This is a genomic window from Humibacter sp. (genome assembly GCF_035547335.1).
Lineage (GTDB): Bacteria > Actinomycetota > Actinomycetes > Actinomycetales > Microbacteriaceae > Humibacter.
Genome location: NZ_DASZVF010000031.1, coordinates 1 through 16,097, shown reverse-complemented (window position 1 = coordinate 16,097; position 16,097 = coordinate 1). Strand labels below are relative to the sequence as shown.

General features: G+C 66.7%; 11 protein-coding genes. 5 read left to right on the top strand and 6 right to left on the bottom strand.

Going from position 1 to position 16,097, the window contains the following annotated elements; translation table 11 throughout:
• Positions 1–101: 101 nt before the first annotated feature.
• Together VHB92_RS06865 and VHB92_RS06860 are read left to right on the top strand one after the other, a co-directional pair.
• Positions 102–2,573, top strand: a complete 2,472-nt coding sequence (locus VHB92_RS06865; protein ID WP_325452737.1) for a glycoside hydrolase family 2 protein — start codon at positions 102–104, stop codon at positions 2,571–2,573.
• Positions 2,574–2,590: 17 nt separating this feature from the next.
• Positions 2,591–4,741, top strand: coding sequence for a glycoside hydrolase family 36 protein (locus VHB92_RS06860; RefSeq protein ID WP_325452735.1), 2,151 nt, complete (start codon positions 2,591–2,593; stop codon positions 4,739–4,741).
• 93 nt (positions 4,742–4,834) lie between these two features.
• Here the strand turns inward: VHB92_RS06860 and VHB92_RS06855 are convergent, their stop codons facing one another.
• From VHB92_RS06855 to VHB92_RS06835, 5 genes are read right to left on the bottom strand one after another with little or no spacing between them, the layout of a single operon-like run.
• Positions 4,835–5,758, bottom strand: a complete 924-nt coding sequence (locus VHB92_RS06855; protein ID WP_325452732.1) for an ABC transporter ATP-binding protein — start codon at positions 5,756–5,758, stop codon at positions 4,835–4,837.
• Positions 5,755–6,654 (bottom strand): ABC transporter ATP-binding protein, encoded by a 900-nt coding sequence (locus tag VHB92_RS06850; protein WP_325452729.1) that lies wholly within the window; start codon positions 6,652–6,654, stop codon positions 5,755–5,757. Before VHB92_RS06850 ends, VHB92_RS06855 begins: the two co-directional genes overlap by 4 nt.
• A complete protein-coding gene (locus VHB92_RS06845) occupies positions 6,651–7,652 on the bottom strand; it encodes an ABC transporter permease (protein ID WP_325452728.1) in 1,002 nt (333 codons plus the stop codon). Before VHB92_RS06845 ends, VHB92_RS06850 begins: the two co-directional genes overlap by 4 nt.
• A gap of 25 nt (positions 7,653–7,677) precedes the next feature.
• Entirely contained in the window at positions 7,678–8,667 is a 990-nt protein-coding gene (locus tag VHB92_RS06840; protein ID WP_325452727.1) for an ABC transporter permease, read from the bottom strand.
• Positions 8,668–8,716: 49 nt separating this feature from the next.
• Positions 8,717–10,414: an ABC transporter substrate-binding protein gene (locus VHB92_RS06835; RefSeq protein WP_325452725.1), complete on the bottom strand. Its 1,698-nt coding sequence runs from the start codon at positions 10,412–10,414 to the stop codon at positions 8,717–8,719.
• Between the two features lie 158 nt (positions 10,415–10,572).
• Here VHB92_RS06835 and VHB92_RS06830 point away from each other — a divergent pair, with 158 nt between their 5' ends.
• Positions 10,573–11,814, top strand: coding sequence for an ROK family protein (locus tag VHB92_RS06830; RefSeq protein ID WP_325452723.1), 1,242 nt, complete (start codon positions 10,573–10,575; stop codon positions 11,812–11,814).
• On the opposite strand, the gene VHB92_RS06825 is transcribed toward VHB92_RS06830, so the two are convergent.
• Entirely contained in the window at positions 11,789–12,643 is an 855-nt protein-coding gene (locus VHB92_RS06825) for a substrate-binding domain-containing protein (RefSeq protein ID WP_325452721.1), read from the bottom strand. The genes VHB92_RS06830 and VHB92_RS06825 overlap by 26 nt on opposite strands.
• A 58-nt stretch (positions 12,644–12,701) precedes the next feature.
• Here VHB92_RS06825 and VHB92_RS06820 point away from each other — a divergent pair, with 58 nt between their 5' ends.
• Positions 12,702–13,922, top strand: a complete 1,221-nt coding sequence (locus tag VHB92_RS06820; protein ID WP_325452719.1) for an ROK family transcriptional regulator — start codon at positions 12,702–12,704, stop codon at positions 13,920–13,922.
• A 114-nt stretch (positions 13,923–14,036) separates the two neighbouring features.
• Positions 14,037–16,052 carry a beta-galactosidase gene (locus tag VHB92_RS06815; RefSeq protein ID WP_325452717.1) on the top strand — a complete coding sequence of 672 codons (2,016 nt, stop codon included), beginning with the start codon at positions 14,037–14,039 and terminating at the stop codon, positions 16,050–16,052.
• Positions 16,053–16,097 lie beyond the last annotated feature (45 nt).

The window sequence follows — 16,097 nt, the reverse complement described above, 5'->3', positions numbered from 1 at the left end:
GCGGCGGCGCGTGGACCACGTGCGGTTGACATTACTTAAGTGACTTACGAAAATGGACGTGCCCGGAGGCGCCGGGCGGCTATCCGCTGCCGGGAGGGCACATGGCTTACTTGTCACTCGACGGAGAGTGGACGTTGACGGCGACCGGCGGACCGGTCCCGGCGGATTTCCCGCATGGGCCCGTCCGCGCAGTCGTTCCCGGCTGCGTTCACACGGATCTGCTCCGAGCAGGACTCATCGACGACCCGTTCGACGGCGACAACGAGACCAGGCAGCAGTGGATCGGCAGCACCGTCTGGCGCTATGAACGCGAGTTCGAATGGAGTCCTGACGGGTCTGCGCGGTACGACATGGTCGCCGCCGGGCTCGACACCTTGGCCTCCCTCTCGGTCAACGGGTCTCCGGTGGGCACGACGGCCAATCAGCACCGCTCCTACCGCTTCGATATCGGGCATCTGCTGCGTCCGGGCCTCAACCGCGTCGCGATCGAGTTCGATGCTCCGGTCGACGCTGCGGAGCGCATCGCCGAGCAACACGGAGGCGCACTGCCGCACGTGAACCACCATCCGTACAACTCGCTGCGCAAGACCGCCTCGAACTTCGGCTGGGACTGGGGCATCGACGTCGCCACCAGCGGCATCTGGAAGTCCGTCGGCATCGAAGCATGGAGCGATGTGCGGATCGCCTCTGTGCGCCCGCTGGTCGACGTCGTCGGCGACTTCGGAGTGCTCACCGCGCACGTGTCACTCGAATCTCCGGCCCGAGCGAACACCGTCACCGTGACCGTTGCACGAGACGGCCACGAGCTGGGTCACGCCGAGGCGGTCGTGCACGAGAGCGGTGCGCTTCGCGTCATCGTGCCCGATGTCGAACTCTGGTGGCCGATCGGCCACGGTCACCAGCCCTTGTACGACGTCACCGTGACGGCGGGCGAATCGGTCTGGGCGGGCCGCGTGGGCTTCCGCACCGTCTCGCTCGACACCTCAACGGACGCCGACGGCAACCGATTCGTCATCAGCGTCAACGGCCGGCCGATCTGGATCAGGGGAGCCAACTGGATCCCCGACCACGCGTTCGCCACCGAGGTCACCGGCGCCCGGGTGGAGCGGCGCATCGCCGACGCCGTCGACGCCAACATGAATCTGCTCCGGGTGTGGGGCGGCGGAATGTACGAGTCCGAGGACTTCTACCGGATCTGCGACGAGCGCGGAGTGCTCGTCTGGCAGGACTTCCTTCTCGCCTGCGCGGCATACGCAGAGGAGCCGTGGCTGGCATCCGAGATCGAAGCAGAGGCACGCGAGGCCGTGACGAGGCTCTCCGCTCACGCGTCGCTCATCCTCTGGAACGGCAACAACGAGAACATCGTCGGGTTCGCGGAATGGGGTTGGCGTTCGACGCTCGCCGGGCGCACCTGGGGCAACGGGTATTACCGCTCGCTCTTCCCGTCCATCGTCGCCGAGCTCGACCCCACGCGGCCGTACACGCCTGGCAGCCCCTACTCGTTCGACGACTACCTGAGCCCGAACGACGACAAGAACGGCACCGTGCACATCTGGGACGTCTGGAACCAGAAGGACTACACGGCGTACCGCGAGTGGCGGCCGCGGTTCGTCGCCGAGTTCGGCTTTCAGGGGCCACCCGCGTGGACGACGCTCACCGACGCGGTGCACGATGCCCCGCTGGAGCCGCACGGCGAGCAGATGCTCGTTCACCAGAAGGCGGAACAGGGCAACCTCAAGCTCGAACACGGTTACCTCGGCCACCTGCCTGCACCCCGGTCGATCGAGGACTGGCACTTCACAACGCAGCTGAACCAGGCGAACGCGATGCGTTTCGGCATCGAGTACTTCCGTTCGCTGACTCCCTACAACACCGGAACCATCGTGTGGCAGTTGAACGACGACTGGCCGGTGATCTCCTGGGCGGCCGTGGATTTCGCCGAGCGTCGCAAACCGCTCTGGTATGCACTTCGCGCCGCCTACCGGCCACGGCTGCTGACCATCCAGCCGGCGCCCGACGGCCTCGACCTCGTCGTGATCAACGACTCGCCGGACGCCTGGACCGGATCGCTGGTCGTCGAGCGCAGATCGTTCGACGGCGCAGTTCTGCACTCGACGAGCATGAGCCTGGATGCCGCGGCCCGTTCCGTGCAGCGGCATCCTCTTGCCGTCGACTCGGTCACTCCCGGGGACGAAGGCACGGAACTGATCGTTGCGACCGTGGCCGGCGGAGCGCCCGAGGATCGCGCGTTCTGGAACTTCGCCGAAGCGATCGATCAGCAGCTCGATCCCGATCCGATCGAGGTGGAGGCCACAGCGACGGAAGAGGGCGCTCGCATCGTCGTCACGGCACGGTCGTACGTGCGCGACATCACGGTCCTCGCGGATCGAGCGGATGCCGCGGCGTCCGTCGATGCCTCATTGGTCACCCTGCTGCCCGGCGAGAGCGCCGAGTTCGAGCTTCGGTCCGGCCGGCCCATCGATCCTGCTGCCGCGTGCGACCCGACGGTGCTGCGTCATGCGAATCAGCTGGTCGGACAGGCGCGGGCGGCAGACGTGCCGTCTCCGGCCTGAAATCCGTAGGCGGGCGAATGAGCACGGAATCACATCAGCTGAGCTGGGGCAACGAGCTCGAGCTGACGTTCCTCATCGATTCGGATGGACCCGTCAGCCTCGTCCGGATCTCCCGCACGAGAGCCGGAGGCACCTCCTTCGCTCCGACCCGCCAGCGGTACGACCCCTGGCGGCACCAGCCGCTCGTCGAGCTGACGGCACACGGACACGGACGATTTCCCGGCGGGTTCCGTCACGTCGACACCGTGATCGGGCAGCGCCTTCGTTACGTCGAGCACCACGAATCGGTCGAGGAGGGTGCGCGCACCCTTCGCATCCACCAGGCCGACGCGGCAACGGGTCTTCACGTGGACAGCGTGTTCGCCATGACTGAGGGCGTCGCTGCGTTCCGCTCGTGGACCGAGGTGCACGCGGGCGGGTCCGAGGTGACGATCACCTTCGTGTCGTCGTTCGCCTCGGGCGCGCCGCTCGAAGCGACGTCACGCACCGTGGACGGTCTGTCGCTCGTCTCGGCGGGGAGCGACTGGGTTGCCGAGAGTCGCTGGCGCACGGCTCCGTTGCGCGAATCGGGCCTGGCACGCATCGACAGAGAACTGCAGCATCACCCGCCACGGAGCCGATGCGTGGTGCAGAACCGGGGATCATGGTCGACGGGAGAAGCGCTCCCCACCGGCGTGCTCGTCGCAACCGACGGCGAAGCGGATGCCACCCCCGTCGCATGGCAGGTGGAGCACAACGGCCCCTGGCTGTACGAGCTGGGCGAGACGCGGGCATCCGCGTACCTCGTGCTCTCCGGCCCCAGCGACGAGGAGCACCAGTGGTCCACTCGCCTTGCCCCGCACTCCACGTTCGCGTCCGTGCCGGTGTCTGTCGCGGTGGGCCGTCCGGGCTCCGGCCTGGATGGCGCCCTGGCGGCCATGACGGATCAGCGCAGGGCCATCAGGGTTCCTCGTGAGATCGACAGCACGTTGCCGGTGGTGTTCAACGACTACATGAACACGCTCATGGGCGACCCGACCACGGAGAAGCTGCTCCCGCTCATCGATGTCGCCGCACGGATCGGAGCGGACTGCTTCTGCATCGATGCCGGCTGGTATGCGGACGGGCACTGGTGGGACAACGTCGGCGAGTGGCGTCCATCGGCGCGGCGATTCCCCGGCGGCCTGGCAGAGGTGATCGATCGCATCCGTGGTCACGGGATGACGGCCGGCCTGTGGTTGGAGCCCGAGGTGATCGGCGTGAACTCACCGCTTGCGCGCACGTTGCCCGAGGACGCGTTCTTCTCGCGCGCGGGTGTGCGTGTGGCCGAGCACGGCAGGCACCTGCTGGATCTGAGGCATCCGGCCGCACGGGCGCATCTCGACGAGATGGTGGACAGGCTCATCGGCGACTACGGCGTGGGCTTCTTCAAGATGGATTACAACACCATGCCTGGGCCGGGCACCGACCGTGCCGCGAGCTCGGCCGGCGACGGGATGCTCGGCCACGCCCGCGCGCTCATCGACTGGATCGACGCCGTGCAGGAGCGACACCCGAGCCTCATCATCGAGAGTTGCGCATCGGGCGCGATGCGCATGGACTACGCGACGCTGTCGCGCCTCCACATGCAGTCGACGTCGGACCAGCAGGATCCGGTTCTGTACGCGACGATCGCCGCGGCCGCGCCGGCCAGCATCCTGCCCGAACAGGCGGGCCATTGGGCGTATCCGAACCCCCGGATGCACGACGAGCTCTTCGCGCTGTCACTCGTCAACGGGATTCTGGGCCGCATGTACCTCTCGGGCTACCTGAACAGGATGTCTGCACACCAGACCGACCTCGTTCGCGCGGCCATCGCCGCCCACCGCGAGGTGCTCGCGGCCGAGGCCACCGCGCATCCGAGATGGCCGCTCGGCCTGCCGGGCTGGAACGATGGCTGGGTGTGCAGCGGTCTCGCGGTCGGCGATCGCGAGCTCTACCTCTCGCTGTGGCGACGAAGCGCGGACGCGAGCGAATCGCTCTCGATCCCGCTTCCCGAGTTCCAGGGGCAGGACCTTGCCTGCCGGACCCTGTTCCCCGCATCCCTTCGGGCATGGAAGACCGAGTGGACGCCGAGCACCGGCGTCCTGACCGTGAGCGGCGTCGCCCAGGCTCCGGCGGCGAGGGTGCTGGCGCTCACGCTCGACTGACCGGGCGTTCAGCGTGCACGCCCCGAGGGATGCGACGGGAAGGGCCCCTGCACGTCGCTCGCGCGACTGACGTGCAGAGGCCGTTCCCGATGGTCACCTGGCCGAGGCGAGCTCGCTCTCGGACGCCGCCTTCGCGGCGTCGTCGATGGACACCCAGTCACCCAGGTAGTGGTCGAAGCACACGCTGTTGTCCAGCTGGGAACGATCGACGACCGCCTCGTCCGAGACCACCTTGCCGAGTCGTTCGGGGTCGGGCGCAGCGGCCGCGAGCAGCCGGGTGTAGTCGTGGCGGGGATCCAGGATGACGGCGTCAGACGGCCCGCGCTCGACCACTCGGCCCTTGTAGAGCACCAGGATCTCGTCTGAGAAGTGCCGTGCGGTCGCAAGGTCGTGCGTGATGTAGAGAACGGCCAGGTTGTCTTCACGCTGCAGCCGGCCGATCAGGTTGAGCACGCCCAGCCTGATGGACACGTCGAGCATCGACACCGGCTCGTCTGCGATGAGCACCTGCGCGCCGGGCGCGAGCGCCCTGGCGATGGCGACGCGCTGACGCTGTCCTCCGGACAACTCATGAGGTCTGCGCGATGCGAACGTCTCTGCCGGGGACAGATTGACGCGCTCCAGCATGCCGAGCACCCGCTCGTGGGTCTGCCGCTGGCCCTTCGTGCGTCCGTGGATGAGCAACGGCCGCGCGATGTGATGCTCGATCGAATGGAACGGATTGAGCGACGCGAACGGATCCTGAAAGACCATCTGCACGTGCCTGCGGTACAGCGATCCTTGCACGGGCGTTCGATCGTCGAGTTCGACGTCGATGGTGCCCGAGCTGGGCTTCTCGAGCCTCGCGAGCATGCGCGCGATGGTCGACTTGCCCGATCCCGACTCCCCCACGAGTGCCACCGTGCGCCCCGGGACCAGTTCGAAGCTCACCCGGTCGACGGCGCGGAACGGAGTGCGTCGCAGGCCCTTCCTGATCGAGAAGTCCTTGGTGAGATTGGTGATCCTTGCTGTCGTCATTGCGCGCGCCTTTGCTCGTCGATACCTGTGCGGATGAAGGCACCGCGCTCGCCGCTCAGGCTCGGGAAGGAGCCGAGCAGCTTCTGCGTGTAGGGATGCCGTGCCTCGGCGTAGATCTGCGCGGCGGGAGCCAGCTCCACGATCTCGCCCTGAAGCATGACCGCGATCCTGTCGCTGATCTCCAGCAGCAGCGGAAGGTCGTGGGTGATGAAGATGACGGCGAAGGAGAGCTCGTCCCTGAGTCGCACGATCTCGCGCAGGATGTCGCGCTGCACCACCACGTCGAGCGCCGTCGTCGGCTCGTCCATGATCATGAGCTGCGGCTCGAGCAGCATCGCCATCGCGATCATGACCCGCTGCCGCATGCCGCCGGAGAGCTCGTGCGGATAGGACGAGAGCCGGTTGGGATCGACCCCCACCCGGCGCAGCACGTCGGCCGACCGCTCGAGCCGTTCCTTGCGCTTCATGTGCGGACGGTGCGCGCGCAGCGTGTCATCCAGCTGCGCACGGATCGTCGTGACGGGGTTCAACGCATTCATCGCGCCCTGGAAGACCATGGAGAGCTTGTCCCAGCGGAAGCGTCGCATCGCCTCGTCGCCGAGCGACAGCACGTCGACGTCGGACCCGTCCCGATCATGGAACGTGACAGACCCCGAGGAGATGCGTGCCGGCGGGCGGTGCAGCCGGTTGATGGCGTAGGCCAGCGTGGTCTTGCCACAGCCCGATTCCCCGGCGAGGCCGAGGATCTCCCCCGGCGCGAGGGTGAAGGTGGCGTTCCGCACCGCGGTGACCGGATCCTCCACCTCGTACACGACCGAGAGGTCCTCGACCGTCAGGACTGCAGGGCGCCGACCGGAGGTCGAGGCATCGAGTGACTGCGTGTCTGCGATGGTCATGCTGCAGCCTTTCCACGATCGAGCTTGCGTGCCGCCTTGGCGCGCTTGCGGTGCAGCCGCACGTTCTTGAGCTTGGGGTTGATGATCTCGTCGATCGAGAAGTTGATGAGCGAGAGTCCCATTCCGAAGAGCGCGATCATCAGGCCTGGCGGAACGAACCACCACCACGCACCCAGTGAAAGGGCGAACCCGTTCTGTGCGTAGAACAGCATGGTGCCGAGCGTGGACGAGTTGGATGCCCCGAGCCCGAGGAACGAGAGCCCGGCCTCCCCGAGAATCGCGGCGATGACGGCGAAGACGAACTGCGAGGCCAAGACGGGAAGCAGATTGGGAAGGATCTCCACCGTGATGACCCGCCACGCCTTCTCACCGGCCACCTTCGACGCCGCGACGTAGTCCCTGCTCCGGAGGGACAGCGTCTGAGCTCGAAGCACCCGAGCGGATGCCGCCCAGCTCGTGATCGCGAGCACCACCGCGATCGTCCACAGACCACGGGACTGCTGCGGAACGAAACCCGAGATCACGATCACGAGCGGAAGGCCGGGGATCACCAGGAACACATTGGAGAAGAGGGAGAACGCCTCGTCGGCGAAGCCGCCGAGATACGAACCGAGGATGCCGAAGAGCGCCGAAAGCGCCGTGGCGAGGATGCCCACGAGGAACCCGATGGTGAGCGAGCCGCGGGTGGCGGTCGCCAGCTGCGCGAAGACATCCTGTCCGGTCTGAGTCGTGCCGAGGATGTTCGCTGCCGACGGCGGCATCAGTCCCGAATCGCGGATGGCGTTCGGATCGCCCGCGAAGAACGGTGTGATGAGGCCGAAGAGGATGATGCCCACGACCAGCACCAGACCGACCGCCAGCCACGGCGTCATGCTCGGAAGCATGCTGCGCCAGCGCGATCGCTCTCGGGGCGACTTCTCCGATGGTCTGCCGGCGGTGGCGATGGCCACCGTGGTCTGATCGACGGCAGGTTCTGTCAACGTGTCGATGTTTGTCATTTCTGGGGCCCTTTCCTATCGCCGCTCATCCACGCGCCCTGGTGCGCGGGTCGATGAGGCCGTAGAGGAGGTCGACGATGAGGTTGGCGCCGAGAACGGCGAGGGTGATGAACAGGAAGATGCCCTGCATGAGTGCGTAGTCGTTGTTCGTCACCGCAGAGAGCAGCTTCGAGCCGATGCCGGGGTATGAGAACACCTGCTCGGTCACGATCGACCCGGCGACCACGAAGCCGAGCGAGATCGCGAACCCGGCGACGGAGGGCAGCACCGCGTTTCGTGCGGCGTAGTTGCGCATGATGCGACCCTCGGTGAGTCCCTTCGCCCTTGCAGTGAGGATGTAGTCCTCCGAGAGGGTCGACACCATCATGTTGCGCATCCCGAGGAGCCAGCCGCCGATCGAGGCGATCACGATGGTGAGAGCAGGCAGCGTTCCGTAGCGGATGGCGGATCCGATGAACTCGGGGCTCCATCCGGGATCGAGGGTGACGTCGTATCCGCCCTGCGAGGGGAAGAGGTGCCATGTCGTCGCGAAGAGGTAGACCAGGATCAGCGCAAGCCAGAAGTACGGCACCGCCGCCAGCAGCGTGGTGGCCGGAACGAACGAGTCGAGCCACGTTCCGGGCTTCCACCCCACGAACGCGCCGAGGGCCACCCCGATCACCGCGGCGATCACGGTCGCGATGCCGACCAGTGTGATCGTCCACGGAAGCGAGGATGCGATGACGTCCGAGACCTTCGCAGGGAAGTAGCTCACGGAGACGCCCAGATCGCCCTGGGCCACGTGGACCAGGTAGTTCCAGTACTGAACGATGAGCGGGTCGCTGGTGTCCCCGCCGAGGAGGAGTTCATACGCCTTCCGCGTCGCCGGAGTGACGATGCCGCCACGCTGCTGGAGCTTGGCCAGCAGGATGTCGACGGGGTTGCCCGGCAAGAGACGCGGGATCAGAAAGTTGATGGTCAACGCCGCCCACAGTGCGATGACGTAGAACCCGATCTTTCGAGCGAAATACCTCATAGCGTTCCGTCCTTCTCGACGGTGAACTCCTCCTCGGCCATGGACCGGCCTACTTGCCCGTCGGCTTCAGCGACTTGTAGACCTGAGCGTTGTCAGGCGAGGCCCACACGGCCGGGAAGGCGTACAGGTCGCTCTTGGTCGGCCATCCGGTGAACTTGTTCGCGTGGAACTCGCTCGTCGTGCCGCCGGTGAGGATGGGGATGTACGGCATGTCGTCGGTGATCTTCTTCTGGATCACATCGAACTGCGCCTGGCGAGCCGCTTTGTCCGACGTGTTGATTCCGGCCAGGGCGTCGATGGCCTTGTCGACCTCGGGGTCGCTGAACCGCGCGATGTTCATCGGGGCAGCTGCGCCGACCTTCGCGGTGTTCTTGGTCGTGAAGTAGTTGTTGTAGAGGTAGTAAGGATCGGATGACGGCCCCTGGCCGAGCGAGTCGATCGCGAGCTCGAAGTTGCCCTTGGTCTTTTTGTCCGTCCACTCGTTCCATGACGACTGCGAGGCCGTGAGCTTGATGCCCGCCTTCTTGAGCTGCTGCGACAGGGTGTCGATCGCGGTGATGTAGTCGGTCCAGCCGGTGACGACCTCGACGGTGAGCGCGAGGTCTTGCCCGTCCTTCTGGTAGTAGCCGTCGGAGCCCTTGGTCCAGCCGGCTCCCTTGAGGAGCTCGTCGGACTTGGCGGTGTCAGGCGAATCCGACGTGACCGGCTCGGCGATGTCGGACGAGATCAGATCCTTCTGTCCTGGCAGCAGCGCGAACGTCGGGGAGATGTCGCTTGCCGTGTTCTGGAAGGCCAGCGAGTTCAGCTGCTTCCGGTTCATGGCGTAGTAGATCGCGTGGCGCACGGCGGGGTCCGTCTGAGGACCGGTGCAGCCCAGTGCCGCGCTGGAGCAGGTCAGGAGCGCCATCTGGTTCTGCGCGACCGTGATGGCCTGATAGCCGGGATACGTCTGCGCAACCTTGGCGATGTTCGGGACGGGCCCGGTCTGCCAGTCGATGCTGCCCGCGGCGAGCGCGTCGGCGCCTGCCGTGTTGCCGGAGAGCGAAAGATAACGGAGCTTCTTCACGGCCGGAGCGCCGCCCCAGTACTTGGTATTGGCGGAAAGCGTGTAGGCCTGCGCTTTGAAGTTGTCGAGCACATACGGTCCGGTGCCGACCGGCTTCGACATGACATCCTTCGTCGGGTCGATTCCGCTCCAGATGTGCTGGGGAACGATGGGAGTGCGCGCGAGCACGCTCGGGCCGGACACGAACGCCGGATGCGTCCACGTGAACTTCACGTGGGTGTCGTCGACCTTCTCGGCCTTCCCGTCGAACCCGCTCGTGTTGAGCGACGGGTACTTGCCGAACATGTCGAAGGTGAAGACCACGTCATCGGCAGTGAACGGCTTGCCGTCCGACCAGGTGACGCCCTTCCGCAGAGTCACGTCGAGCTGGGTTCCGTCGGTGTTCCAGGTGTACTTCGTGCCCAGGAGCGGCACGGGCGCCTTGTTGTTCACGTTCGTGATGAAGAACAGGCCCTCGTAGATCGTGCCGATGCCGCCGATCTGCGACGGCGAATACGGATTGAAGTTGATCTGGTAGTCGCCCGACTGCCCCGTGTAGGCGACCAGGGTGGAGGCGTCCGCCGATGCCGACGATGAGCCCGACGGACTCGTGCAGGCGCTCAGGGCGACCGCGGCAGCGAGAGCTATCGCGCCCGCCGTTGCCGCTCGGCGGACGTTCCGCCGTGCTGTGTTGAGGAACATCGTTGATCCTTTCCGGCACCGCTCAGTCTGGTGCGGCGGTGCATCACTGTTGCGGGCGTGGTCACGCCGTGCGGCCTATTCTTATGCCAGTAAATAAAGTAGGTCAAGTTATTGTTTTCGAAACCACCTGGACACTCGATGAAGACTGTGAGCGCTGTATGAAGAGCCCGGGCTCACCTCCCGCGGTACCGGCCATGGCCGCGGTGCTGGATGCCATCAGGGACCGCGTCACCGTCAGCCGCGTCGAGCTGGTGGGGGCGACAGGCCTGACGGCCGCGACGATCACGAACACCGTGCGACGCCTCATGTCGGTCGGATACGTGCGCGAGGTGGGGACGTTGCAGTCGGGCGCGGGAAGCCCTCGTCGCCTGATTCGCCTGGAACCGGACGCGTGTTACACGGTCGGGATCCAGTTCGATCGGTTCACGTCGACAGCTGTGATCGTCGACCTCGCGGGAGATGTGGTGGAGCGCAGCACGATGCCGGGAGCTGCCCTGCGGCATCCCGATTCCGTCGTCGCGTCCCTTGGGCACCACATCGAGGAGTTGCTGTCGTCCGCTGCGGTGCCCAGGTCGAAGGTGCTCGGCGTCGGCGTCACGACGCATGGACCGCAGGACCGCGACGCCGGCGTGCTGCTCACGTCGAATCCCTCGATCGACTGGCTGGGCTATCCGCTGGCGGCGTCGCTGTCCGATCTGATCGACCTGCCCGTGCTGATCGAGAACGATGCGACAGCGGCCGCGGTCGGCGAGGAGGGGCTCGGAAGCTCGGGGTCGAGTTTTGCGACCGTCTACATGTCGGGTGGAATCGGCTCGGGCGTCGTGCTCAACGGGCAGCCGTATCGTGGGGCGTCATCCAACGGAGTGGAGCTGGGCCACATCTCTGTCGACGCCTTCGGACCCCGGTGCACATGCGGCAACACCGGCTGCATCGAGAACCTGGCCGGGCCCACCGTGATCGTCGAGAAGGCAAGGAATACCGGCCTGCGCTCGCGGCTGCGTCTCGGCCAGGGAACCCTGGTCGACTTCAAGGCGATCGGAAGAGCGGCCATGGCGGGAGATCCCGACGCTCGTGCCCTCATCGAAGGCTCTGCGGCGGTGCTGGCCGTCGGCGTGGCGACCCTCGTGAACCTGTTCGACGTCGCCCGGGTCGTGTTCACGGGCGACGCGTTCACCGACGTCGGGCCGATCTACCGGCGCCATGCGCAGGATGCCGTGGACAAGGGCGCGTTCATGCGAGCGGTGCATCCCGTGCGGGTAGAGCAGTCGAGGCAGATGAGCGATGCGGCCGCCATCGGCGGCGCGGTGCTGGTGCTGCGGAGCCTTCTGGGGGCCGGAGAGTCGGCCATGCGCACGGCACGAGGTGCCGAGCGACTCAGCCTGCCGGCGGCGGTGCCGTAGTCCCGCGCTCGACCACCACGGCATCCGATGCCTTCACCACGCTGACCGCCCTGCCCGCGATGACATCGAGCAGCGCCGAGGCGGTGGCGTATCCGAGAGAGCGCACATCCCGATCCATGACGGACAGCGGCGGCTGCGTGACCTGACAGTCCGCGGAGTCATCCCAGGCCAGCAGCGACAGCTGCTGAGGCAGTGCCACACCGAGCGACTTCGCGGCCTCCAGGCCCGCAACGGCGGCCTCCGCGTTGTCGTAGATGATGGCCGTCGGAGGCTCGGCCGCTGTCAGCAGGTCGCGGGTGGCCGCAGCTCCGCCACCCTCGCCGTAGTCCCCATCAGCCGTCGCGCCTTGCACGCCGTACACATCGAGCGCCCTGACGAAGGCGACCGTGCGCTCCTTCGTGTGCACCAGCTCCTCCGGTCCGGCGACGCGTCCGATCCTGCGATGACCGAGGCCGACCAGGTAGGCGACGGCGTCGTTCATCGCTTGCACGTTGTCCACGTCGATCGTCGGGAGCCCGGATGAGGCATCCCCGCCGAGCAGCACGGCCGCAAGCCCCAGCTCCCGCACGATGGCGACCCTCGAGTCGTCCGCCACGAAATCATGGAGGACCACCCCGTCGATGCGACGGTCAGCAGCCCAGCGGCGGTAGTCGGCGATCTCCTCGTGCACATCGTCGACCATGCGCAGAAGAGCGGAGCCGCGCGCGCTGCGCAGGCGGTCCTCCATCCCGGTGACGAAGTCGTTGTAGAAGGGGTCGACGCCGAGCCTTCCCTCTTGCCGCTGCACCGCGATCGAGAGCGTGACAGAACCCGGCTCCGAACCTTGCACGAATGTAGTATGACCCATCGGCGGTCAGGATCCGCCGGGCGAGGGGAGGGATGTGCGCGTGGTGCATCCGAAGCCTGATCTCGGCGGGGTGACGAGCCGCAGCATCGTCCTCGATCTGATCCGGTCGCGCGGGCCCATCAGCCGCGTGCAGTTGGCAACCATCTCCGGATTCACTCAGGCCACCATCTCCACCGTGGTGCGGCAACTGACACAGGACGGCCTGGTGGTCGAGTCAGGGCAGCGCGAGTACACGGGCGGCAAGCCGCGCGTCATGATCACTCTGAATCCTCGCGCCCGCTATGCCCTCGGCATCCAGCTCGGGATCGACTCGACCACCTACGTCGTCACTGACGTGATGGGCGATGTCATCGGCAGAGTGAGGGCGCCCGGCCTTCGCGATGACCCCCCGGAGACCGTCGTACCCGTACTCGTGGCGCGGGCAGAGGATCTGCTGGAGACGCTCGCCATTCCCCGCGCCGAAGTGGTCGGCGTCGGTGTGGCAGCGCCCGGCCCGCTCGACCTCGAGCGGGGGAGCATCGAGGGCGACGAGCCGGACGCCTGGTCGGGGTATCCGCTCCGGGCCGCGGTCGAGCAGGGCATCGGGCTGCCGACGGTGCTCGACAATGACGCAACAGCGGCGAGCGTCGGCGAGTTCTGGGGTGGGCGCCGCTCCGATTCCACGGCGCACTGCACCGTCTACATGGGCGCAGGCATCGGCGCAGGCATCGCCATCGGCGGCTCCGTCTACCGGGGGGCGAGTTCGAACACGGGCGAGATCGGAAGGATGCGCTTCGTGACAGGCACGGGCGAGCCACGGCAGACCCTCGAGGAGCTGGCTGCGCCTCGCGCCGTCTCGATCGCGGCGCGCGACTCGATCGCGCGCGGGCGTTCGACCGCCATCTCGCTCGGAGACGAAGGAGACCCGTTCGAGGACTTCACCCGCGTCGCGACGGCGGCCGCGCACGGCGATGCGCTGGCGAACGAGCTGATCGGAGCATCCGCTGACCTGCTCTCCGAAGCGGTGCTGTCGCTGGCCGACATCCTCGACCTCGACTCGATCGCCCTGGCCGGGCCGGCCTTCGCAATCGCGGGTCCGATCTACCTCATGTCGGTGCAGAACAAGCTGGCGGCGAACCGGGGAGCGAGGCGCTTGCATCGCATCGACGTCAACCTCTCGCACCACGTCGTCGATGCGGCGGCCGTAGGGGCGGCCACGATCGTGCTGCAGCGCGAGCTCGCGCCTCGCAGCATCAGCGCGCCGTCATTCGCCCTCGACTGATTTCGCGCACTCTCTGACAGGGTGGCTCGTATTTCGTAAGTGACTGAAGTAAGGTCGAGCGGGGCGCCACTTCCAGCCCTCCCTGATCCCCCTCCCCTTCACGGAAGCGGACGCATGCCTGATCGTCACGACCTCGTCTCCTGGCCCATCTCGGCCCTGTCGTTCGGAGGTGACTACAACCCGGAGCAATGGTCTCCGGAGGTGGTCGCGGAAGACATGCGACTCATGAAGCGTGCGGGCGTGAACCTCGTCACGCTCGGCGTCTTCTCGTGGGTCCGCTACGAGCCGCGAGACGGGCAGTTCGACTTCAGCTGGCTCGACGCCATGCTGGACCTGCTGCACGAGAACGACGTGCGCGTCGACCTGGCGACACCAACGGCCGCGGTGCCCATGTGGTTGCATCGCCTGCACCCGGAGATCCTTCCCCAGGACGAGTTCGGGCATCCTCTCGCTCCCGGCGGACGGCTGGGCTGGTGCCCCTCCTCTCCCGTGTTCCGCGAGTACTCGCTCCGCGTGGTCGAGCGCCTCGCCGAGCACGTCAGCGGGCATCCGGCCGTTGCGATGTGGCATGTGAGCAATGAGCTCGGTGGCGGCAACGCCCGCTGCCACTGCCCGGTGTCGCGGGACCACTTCCAGCACTGGGTGCGCGAGCGCTACGGTTCCATCGACGCCGTCAATGCCGCATGGGGCATGTCCTTCTGGGGCAACACGTACTCGTCGTTCGAAGAGATCACGACTCCGGCGGGCAAGACGGCGCACAATCCGGGTCAGCTTCTCGATTTCGAACGGTTCTCCTCCGACGCGCTCCTCGAGCAGTACCGGGCAGAGCGAGCGGTGCTCAAGCGCCACACGCCCGCCGTGCCCGTGACGACGAACTTCATGGTCGGCCTCGGTCCCGACGTGGTCGATTACAGCAGGTGGGCCGACGAGATGGACATCGTCGCCAACGATCACTACACCTACGGCCCCGATCCGCTGCGCCACCAGGAGCTCGCCTTCAGCGCCGACCGCATGCGTGGAATGTCGCCCGGCCGGCCATGGATGCTGATGGAGCACGCTGCCGGGGCTGCCAGCTGGCATCCGATCAATCAACCCAAGAAGCGCGGCGAGCTCGCCAGGCACGCACTGTCGCACGTTGCACGCGGGTCGGACAGCGTGATGTTCTTCCAGTGGCGGGCATCCGTCTTCGGCACGGAGCAGTTCCACTCGGCGATGGTGCCGCATGCAGGCGAGAACAGCAGGATGTTCTCGGACGTCGTGGCGCTGGGCGACTCTGTCGCCAAGCTCTCGGATGTCGCGGGCAGCGAGGTGGCGGGCGTCCAGGTCGCGCTGCTGCACGACAACGAAGCAGGCTGGGCGGTCAAGAGCGGACTGAAGCCCGTCAACCGTCCGTCGTACGCAGACGCGGCCCGCGCATACCATCACGCCTTCTTCGACCGCGCGGTGACCACTGACGTGGTGGCCCCCTGGACGGATCTTCATCGGTATCGCCTTGTCGTCGTTCCCGGCCTGTTCCTCATCACGCCGGAGCATGCGAAGGCGATCACCGACTATGCGAACGCCGGCGGCACAGTGATCGTGACCTGGTTCTCCGGGATCGTCGACGAGCACAACACCGTGCTCGCCGGAGGATACCCGGGTGCATTCCGCGAGCTGCTTGGGGTGCGGGGCGAAGAGTTCCACCCGCTCACGACGGACGAGCGCGTCGCGCTCGACAACGGCTGGAGCGGCCATCGGTGGAGCGAGCTGCTCGACGTTTCCGGTGACGGCGACACCGAGGTGGTCGCGCGATACGACGGCGGAGATCTGCATGGCCGTCCCGCCATCACCAAGCGCCGGGTCGGCGCCGGTTGGGCCTGGTACGTGTCCACCGACCTGGACGATTCAGACCTCGATGCGCTCCTCGAGCGTGTCATCGAAGAATCTGGAGTCACGCCCGTCGCCGAGGTCTCCCCCGGTGTCGAGGCAGTGCGCCGCACATCCGCGTCGGGGTCGTACCTCTTTCTCATCAACCATTCGAGCGAGGAAGGCTGGGCGAGCGTCGCAGGCACGGATCTCCTCAGCGGCATCGAGCATGCCGACCGCGTGACGCTCGCGCCCGGCTCGGTGGCGGTGATCGAGGAGCGCTAGCGCCTGTCGCACAAAGGTGGCGGGCGGATAATGGCCGAGGTCATC